Consider the following 8,241-nt stretch of genomic DNA (forward strand, 5'->3'; position numbering starts at 1 on the left):
TCACGACTAATTCCTCATATCAAGGATACTTTTCTTAGTAGCCTCTTTATTTTTTGGCTCAAGCGATATGAAGTGAATTTCTACTCTATTATTCTTAGCTCTGCCATCTTCTGTGCTGTTGCTAGCGATCGGATCAAACGAAGCTTTGCCAGAAGCTATTATTCTATTTTGTGGTACACCATCGTTAATTAGCTCTTCAACCACACTTAAAGCCCTTGCAGTTGAGAGCTGCCAGTTATTTTTATAAGCTGAGTCTTTGCTTGGTTCTATATTATCTGTATGGCCGATAATATCGGCTTTTACATCATTAGGCATTTTTGCCACAATCATGCCTATTCGTTTTAAAAATAGCTTCGCATCTTCACCAGAAATTTCAGCACTATCTTTATCAAAAAGCATAGCTGCTGGAAGCCTTATGATAAAGCCATCTTCGCTCTCTTCCATAGTGATCTCAGGTGCCCCACTAGCAGCTAGTAGCTCATTTATCTTTTTAACGTTCATATTTAGCTCACTTTGTGAGCCCTTTTGCTTGCTTATCTTTTTTGCACGAGTATTTTCTGGATCTGTCTCTTTTTCTATCTGATTTTCAGGTCTAGCGCCACCTTCAAGCACACTTAAAGCACCAGCTAGTGAGCCAACGGCAGCCTCCATCTTTTTAGCATCCATTGTCGCCATAGAAAGCAATAAAACGAAAAAACAAAGCAAAAGTGACATGAGGTCGCCAAAAGCAGCTAACCACTCAGGCATACATTTTGGACACTCTTCTGGTTTTATTAACTTACCCATTATTCAAACTGACTTTTTCTATCTTTTGGTGGTAAAAATGCTAAGAGTTTAGCTTCAAGCGTTCTTGGATTATCACCTGCTTGTATCGACATGATTCCCTCAAGTACGACTTGTTTTTCAAGTGCTTCATCAGCATCGCGAATAGAGAGGATGTTTGCCACAGGCGCACCTATGATGTTACCTATCATCGCACCATAAAGCGTCGTAAGCAAGGCAACCGCCATTGATGGACCGATCGCACTAGGATCTGACATGTTAAGAAGCATCGCAACAAGACCAATGAGCGTACCGATCATACCCATAGCACCCGCAAAACCGCCAACTTGCTCAAAAATTTTAATATTATTTGAATGTCTTGTACTAGTTTGATCGATATCGATCTCCAAAAGCGCTCTTATCGCATCTGGCTCATTGCCATCGACCGCCATTGAGAGGCCTCTTTTTAAAAACTGATTTGTCTCATTATTTACTTCGCTTTCGAGCGATAAGATACCATCACGTCTAGCTTTAGTTGAATAATCAACTATTTTTTTTATAGTCTCAGGTAAATTTACTACGACTGATGGCTTAACAGCAATACCATAAAATTTACCAATTCCTTTAAGCGTCTCCATCTTGAAGCCAACCATCATAACGCCGATAGTACCACCAAAAACGATCATCACAGAAGGAATATCGATGTATGGTCCTATACCAACGCCTATCGCCATTGATCCAAACAAAAGCACCAGGGTCAAAACCCAGCCGACGACGGTTCCTAAATCCATTTAAACTCGCTTTATTTATAAATTCTTAAGAATTGCTATTTTATTAGCTTTTTGTTGAAACAATCGTTAAATTAAAAAAAATGTTTGCCATTTTTTGCTACAATCTGCGAAATTTTTAACGTTAAAAGGCTTAAAAATGAACAATACTTCAATCATAATTTTAGCGGCTGGTCTTGGCACCAGAATGAAATCAAAACGTCCAAAAGTCCTATTTGAACTTTGCGGTGAGCCAATGATCATTCACATCTTAAAGCAAGCTTATGCGATCACAAATGACGTTAGTGTCGTGCTTCACTACGAAAAAGAGTTAATTAGCAAAAAGATAAAAGAAATTTTTCCTCAAACTAAAATTTTTGAGCAAGATCTAGCAAATTTCCCAGGCACTGCTGGAGCGATAAAAAGCGTAAATTTAAGCGGCGAAAAGGTGCTTGTAACTTGTGGCGATATGCCTCTTGTAAAATCAACCGATCTAATGCGTCTAGCAAATGCTGAAGCTGACGTGGTTATGAGCTCATTTGAAGCAGCAAATCCTTTTGGCTACGGCAGAGTTATCATAAAAAACGGCAAAGTTGAGGCCATCGTCGAGCAAAAAGATGCGAGCGAAGCGCAACTTGCCATAAAAAGCGTAAATGCTGGCTGCTACTGCTTTAAACGCGAGGCACTAGAGCAAATTTTACCGCTCATAAGCAACCAAAACGCGCAAAAAGAGTACTATTTAACGGACGCCATAAAAATAGCAAATGAAAAGGGCTTAAAGTGCGTTGCAGTAAATGTTAATGAGCAAAATTTTATGGGCATAAATGATAAATTTCAGCTAAGCATCGCTGAAAAAATCATGCAAGATGAGATCAAACAAAATTTGATGAAAGCTGGCGTTTTGATGCGCATGCCTGAGAGCATTTTCATAGACAGCAGGGCTAAATTTGAAGGCGAGTGCGTGCTAGAAGAAAACGTCAGTATCCTTGGCGAGTGCGTCATCACCGAGAGCATCATCAAAAGCTCATCAGTGATAGAAAGCAGCGTCATCAAAAACTCAGACATCGGCCCACTAGCTCACATCAGGCCAAATTCTGAAATTTCTGACACGCATATAGGAAATTTTGTCGAGGTTAAAAAGGGCGTTCTTAGCGGCGTAAAAGCTGGACATTTGAGCTATCTTGGCGACTGCGAGATAGAAAGTGGCACAAACATCGGGTGTGGCACAATCACGTGCAACTACGACGGCAAAGCAAAACACAAAACAAAGATCGGCAAAAACGTCTTTGTTGGCTCAGATACGCAGCTAGTTGCCCCTGTAAATATTGCTGATAATGTCATCATCGCAGCAGGTAGCACCATCACAAAAGATGTTGAGAGTGGAGCGCTAGCGATTAGCAGAGCTAGACAAGAGAACAAAAGCGGCTTTTTTGAGAAATTCTTTGGCAAAGATGATGTTAAAAAATAAGAAAATTTTACTTGCCGTTTGCGGCAGTATCGCCTTTTATAAGGCATTCGAAATTTTATCGCTACTTAAAAAGCAAGGCGCTGATGTTTATGTGGCTTTAAGTGATGGAGCGCTTGAATTTTGTAGTGTAAGCGGCTTTGAAGCGCTAAGTGAGCATAAAATTTTAAGCTCACAAACGCAAAACTGGCAAGATGGTGTAAATCACATATCCTACTCTAAAATGGATCTAGTTCTCATCGCTCCAGCCTCTGTAAATACGATAAATAAGCTAGCAGCTGGCATCTGTGACAATGTCTTTATGCAAACGCTAATCGCCGCCTCGCACGTACCTTTGGTTGTCGCACTAGCTGCAAATAACAATATGATAGAGCACTTCACTACGCAAAACTCGCTTGAAATTTTAAAGAAAAACGGCGCTTTAATAGTTGAGCCGGTTCTTAAAACTCTAGCTTGCGGAGATGTTGGCAAGGGTGGTCTTGCAAGCCCTGAAGTAATAGTTGAAGCGGCGATAAAAAAGCTTAACAAGCCTCTTTTTGCAGGTAAAAAAGTAGTGATCACTGGTGGCGCAACGACTGAAAAGATAGATGATGTTAGAGCCATTACAAATTTCTCAAGTGGCAAGATGGCAAGAGCCTTGGCTAGAGCCTTTTTCTACGCAGGTACGGAGGTAAAACTGCTTGCTAGCTTTGAAACTAGTAACGAGCCGTTTGAGTGCCTTAAATTTAGCTCAAGCAGTGAGCTTTTAGAGCTTTGCAAGAGCGAGTGTGAGAGTGCAAATTTGCTTGTAATGTGTGCTGCAGTGAGTGATTTTGTACCGACAAAAATTGATGGCAAGATAAAAAAAGAGGACATTGGCGAAATTTTAAGCTTAAGTCTAAAGAGAAATGTCGATATTTTGCAAAGCTTAAAAGAGTTTAAATGTAAAAAGATCGGCTTTAAGCTTGAAATCTCAAGTGAGAACGCACACAAAAATGCCAGAGCAATGCTAGAGCAAAAGGGGCTTGACGCAGTTTGCCTAAATATCTTGGGTGAGAAAAATGGCTTTGCAAGCGAGCAAAATGAGGTAAATTTCATCACGAAAAATAGTGAAACTTTGCTGCCGCTTGCCGCAAAAGACGAGATCGCAAGACATATCGTGGAGCTAGCAGCAAATTTATGATAGAGAAAATTTCTCGCATTCAAAAGATAGCAAAAAATGCAAATTCTCCGTTAGTAGCGATAAATTCGTCACTTCCGCTTAGTATCTTAGTAAGCCAAAAGATCGGTTTTAACAGATACATTTTAAATTTTGCAAATAGAAATTTAAACACAAAAAGCGCAAAAGAGCTAAACGTAGGCTCGAAATACTGGGGAGAGGTGCAAAGCCAGGGCGAAAATATCGTCATAAAAAATTTATACGAAAAGCCAAGAATTTTAGACGAAGATGTCTTGGCTGATGGGCTAAATCTTATCGAAAATTTGATAGAAAATGAGAATTTATCGTGGTTTTATGACCATTTATTTAAAAGTTTAAGTGAAGCTAAGACAAAAGACGAGATGAAAGTGCTAGCGAAAATGCTCTTTGCTCTGCAAGAAAATGTCGTGCATATACCATTTATTTATAATGGCATAAACGGCGTTTTTCAGCTAAAAAAAGAGAAGAGTGATATGAAAATTTTTTTAATATTTTCAAATTTTGCTCCACTTATTTTTAAATTTAAAGATGAAGTTTTATACGAGATCACGACTCCATTTAATAATGTAGCTAGCTTGTTAAAAAGAGAATTTAGCGCCAACATAACAGTGCAAAATGTGAGTGCTCTTTGGAGCAAAAAAGAACAAATTATTGATATAAAAGGCTAAAGATTGAATGAATTAAACCACCTTGCTATTATCATGGATGGAAATGGACGCTGGGCTAAAAAACGTGGATTTTTACGGACAAATGGGCACGAAGCTGGAGCAAATGTAATAAGCGATATGTGCGAATTTTGTATCGATAATGGAGTGAAAATTTTAAGTCTTTATGCATTTAGTACTGAAAACTGGAAAAGACCGCAAAAAGAGGTTGATTTTTTGATAAATTTACTTAAGAAATTTCTTCTTTTAAAGTGTGATGATTTTATAAAAAATGGGATCAAATTTAATACAATAGGCGACATTTCGCCATTTAGCGATGAGCTAAAAAGCGAGATAGAGATCACCAAAAACGCAACACGAGAAAATACAAATTTGCTTTTAAATTTGGCAATAAACTACGGCTCAAAAGATGAGATCGTAAGGGCTGTAAAAAAGCTAAATTTAGAAGGCACTGATATAAATGAAGCGAGCCTAAATGCAGCACTTGATGAGAGTGAGCCGGTGGATCTTCTCATTAGAACTGGTGGCGAGAGCAGGCTTTCAAATTTCATGCTTTGGCAAGCAAACTATGCAGAGCTATTTTTTACACCCACACTTTGGCCTGACTTTAGCAAGGATGAGCTTGCAAATATCGTTAGTAAATTTAAAAACATAGAGCGAAGATTTGGCGGAGTTTAGCGAGATAATGGATAATTTAGTCATCTTTTTTGCCGTTTTTGCTTTTGTTTTGGGTATTTGCGTGGGCTCATTTTCAAATGTACTGATATATCGCTTGCCACGAAATGAAAGTATAAATTTTCCAGCTTCTCATTGCCCAAACTGCGATCATAAGCTAAATTTTTATCACAATGTTCCAATTTTTTCGTGGCTATTTTTAGGCGGCAAATGCGCCTTTTGCAAGCAAAAAATAAGCCCCATCTATCCAGTGATTGAACTAATTTCTGGGATACTTTTTTTGATCTGTTTTTTTAAAGAGTGTGGCGAAATTTTAAGCATAGAAACTCTGCTTTACGCACTATTTCTAGGGCTTTGCTTTGTTATGTTGCTAGCTCTTAGCGCCATAGACATAAGATATAAAGCTGTGCCAGATCCTCTTCTTTTTGCGGCGCTATTTTTCGCATTTATCTACGCTCTGATGCTTTTTATATTTAAAGGAAATTTTGCCCAAATTTTAAATTTATTCCTTTTTGCACTTATCTTTTGGGTGCTTAGATTTGTCGTAAGTTTTGCCATAAAAAAAGAAGCGATGGGTAGTGCAGATATCTTTATAGTAGCGATCATAGGAGCTATCTTACCAGCCAAACTGGCTCTAGTGGCGATCTATCTTGCAGCACTTTTTACACTTCCAGTCTATGCGGTCGTTCGCAAAAAGAGCTACGAGCTAGCCTTTGTACCGTTTTTAAGTCTTGGCTTACTTATTACATACGCTTTTAAAGAGCAAATTTTAGAAATTTTAAGGTTTATTTATGAGTAGAGTGAATAGATATCTTTTGTTTAACTTCCTAGGAACTTTTGCATCGCTATTTAGTACGCTTTTTTTGATCATGTCGATCGTATTTTTTATCCAGATCGCGCGCATTACTTCTTACATTGAAATCAGTTTTGGCGAGCTTTTTAAACTCTACTCATTTATGCTTCCACGCGTACTACTTTTTGTCGTGCCTATCGCATTTTTTGTATCACTTGCGATGACTCTTTTTAGATTATCAAAAGAGAATGAAAGTATCGTTATTTTTACGCTTGGTGGCTCACCAAATAAAATAGCAAGATTTTTTTTAGCATTTTCAGCCCTTTTAAGTACCGCTTTGCTGGTAGTTGCCATCATCATGATACCAATAGCCGCCCAGCTAAATGCAAATTTCATCGACTACAAAAAGACGGTTGCTAAGCTAAATTTAAAGCCAACTCAGTTTGGACAAAAATTCTCTGACTGGATGGTCTATGTGGGTAGTGAAATGCAAGATAACAACGGCACTACTTATAAAGATATTGTGATGTTTAATCCTTACATTAAAGACTCCCAACGCTTAATCACTGCTAAAAATGCAAAGATCACTAATACAAATCAAAGCATTGAACTCTCTTTAGCAGATGGAAAAATGTATGACATAAAAGATGAAATTTATCATCAAAGTAACTTCAAATCTATGAAGATAAGGACTGCCCAAAGTGAAGAGATAAGCGATATAGGCAGCATCAAAGAGTACTGGGCTGAGGCAAATAGTAGTGAAAAAAGAAGAAAAGACCTTAGCACATATGTGCTTGTTGCACTATTTCCGCTTGCAAGCACGCTCTTTGCGATCAGCCTTGGTATCGTCACGTATAGATACGAAAAGGGCATGGTCTATGTGGGCACCTTTGGCGTTTTGTTTGGGTATTTTACGCTCATAATGCTATTTTCATCAAAGCCAGCTTTTGCGATTCCGCTAATATTTTTCGTCTTTTTATTGGCAGGAATTTTGCTTTTTAAAGCCAAAATCATGCGAAGATACTAATGAAAATCCAACTAATTTATAGCTACGATGGCTCCAAATTCCAAGGCTCGCAAACTCAGCCGCATGAAAATGGCGTAGAAGATGAGCTCTCACGTGCTCTAGCTCACGTTGGAATATTTGAAAAAATAGTCTCTAGCTCACGTACAGACAAAAACGTCCATGCGATAAATCAAAGCTCAAGCGTAATTTGTGGCGATCATTTTAAAAATTTAGAGCACTTAAAAGAGCTAATCAACCACCATGCCCACCCAAATATTCATATAAAACGTATAAATTTAGTTAATGAAAATTTTCAAGTAAGATTTGACGCCGTAGCAAGGTCTTATAGATACATTATAGATCATGGAGAATTTGATGTTTTTAGCTCAAACTATAAAATCTTTTTGCCAAAATTTGATATCAAAAAAGCAAATGAAATTTTATCTAATTTTGTTGGCGAGCATGATTTTAGCTCCTATATGAAAACAGGAAGTGATACAAAAAGCCCAGTACGAGAAATTTTTAAGGCATTTTGCTATGAATACAAAAACAAAACTATCATCGTTTTTAAAGCGAATGGATTTTTACGCGCTCAAGTACGGCTTATGGTTGCAAATCTGCTTAAAGCTTTAAGTATAAAAGATGGTGGTGAGCTCATCAATGCTTCACTTAATGGACACCTTGCCTTAACTCGTATCCCAGCTCCAGCTGAAGGACTTTATCTAAATAGAGTTTTTTATAAATTTAACTAGGTATTTAGAATATTTGATAGTAAGCTTACTTAAAATATTAAATAGAGAATCCTAACCCTCCTTCAAATTTTTAACGCAGTAAATGATAAAGAAAAACTTTTTAAGATCCACTCTGACTCACCTAAAGCCTGCCCACTTGGCGGCAAGATCGAGGGACTTTTAACCGGTCACTTTTTAAA

General features: G+C 37.8%; 9 protein-coding genes. 7 read left to right on the top strand and 2 right to left on the bottom strand.

The genetic code is table 11. The features are described 5' to 3' along the window. Window positions 1-6: 6 nt before the first annotated feature. Both CVS84_RS09285 and CVS84_RS09290 read right to left on the bottom strand, forming a co-directional pair. Complete coding sequence (locus tag CVS84_RS09285) at window positions 7-786, bottom strand: flagellar motor protein MotB (RefSeq protein WP_107692043.1); 780 nt, start codon at window positions 784-786, stop codon at window positions 7-9. Further along, complete coding sequence (locus CVS84_RS09290; protein ID WP_021091276.1) at window positions 786-1,553, bottom strand: motility protein A; 768 nt, start codon at window positions 1,551-1,553, stop codon at window positions 786-788. Before CVS84_RS09290 ends, CVS84_RS09285 begins: the two co-directional genes overlap by 1 nt. A gap of 136 nt (window positions 1,554-1,689) precedes the next feature. Between CVS84_RS09290 and glmU the strand changes: the two genes are divergently transcribed. From glmU to truA, 7 genes are read left to right on the top strand one after another with little or no spacing between them, the layout of a single operon-like run. Continuing rightward, complete coding sequence (gene glmU, locus CVS84_RS09295; protein WP_107692044.1) at window positions 1,690-2,997, top strand: bifunctional UDP-N-acetylglucosamine diphosphorylase/glucosamine-1-phosphate N-acetyltransferase GlmU; 1,308 nt, start codon at window positions 1,690-1,692, stop codon at window positions 2,995-2,997. Next, window positions 2,984-4,156, top strand: coding sequence for a bifunctional phosphopantothenoylcysteine decarboxylase/phosphopantothenate--cysteine ligase CoaBC (coaBC, locus tag CVS84_RS09300; protein WP_107692049.1), 1,173 nt, complete (start codon window positions 2,984-2,986; stop codon window positions 4,154-4,156). The genes glmU and coaBC overlap by 14 nt, the downstream gene beginning before the upstream one ends. Further along, the gene (locus CVS84_RS09305; RefSeq protein WP_107692045.1) at window positions 4,153-4,839 is read left to right on the top strand and encodes a hypothetical protein; all 687 of its coding nucleotides are present in this window, start codon (window positions 4,153-4,155) and stop codon (window positions 4,837-4,839) included. The genes coaBC and CVS84_RS09305 overlap by 4 nt, the downstream gene beginning before the upstream one ends. A gap of 3 nt (window positions 4,840-4,842) precedes the next feature. Then, complete coding sequence (uppS, locus tag CVS84_RS09310) at window positions 4,843-5,514, top strand: polyprenyl diphosphate synthase (protein ID WP_107692046.1); 672 nt, start codon at window positions 4,843-4,845, stop codon at window positions 5,512-5,514. Window positions 5,515-5,521: 7 nt separating this feature from the next. Next, a complete protein-coding gene (locus CVS84_RS09315; RefSeq protein ID WP_107692050.1) occupies window positions 5,522-6,310 on the top strand; it encodes a prepilin peptidase in 789 nt (262 codons plus the stop codon). After that, a complete protein-coding gene (locus CVS84_RS09320; protein WP_107692047.1) occupies window positions 6,303-7,331 on the top strand; it encodes an LptF/LptG family permease in 1,029 nt (342 codons plus the stop codon). Before CVS84_RS09315 ends, CVS84_RS09320 begins: the two co-directional genes overlap by 8 nt. After that, window positions 7,331-8,062, top strand: coding sequence for a tRNA pseudouridine(38-40) synthase TruA (gene truA / locus CVS84_RS09325; protein ID WP_107692048.1), 732 nt, complete (start codon window positions 7,331-7,333; stop codon window positions 8,060-8,062). Before CVS84_RS09320 ends, truA begins: the two co-directional genes overlap by 1 nt. Window positions 8,063-8,241: the final 179 nt, after the last annotated feature.

The organism is Campylobacter concisus (assembly GCF_003048575.1).
GTDB lineage: Bacteria > Campylobacterota > Campylobacteria > Campylobacterales > Campylobacteraceae > Campylobacter_A > Campylobacter_A concisus_U.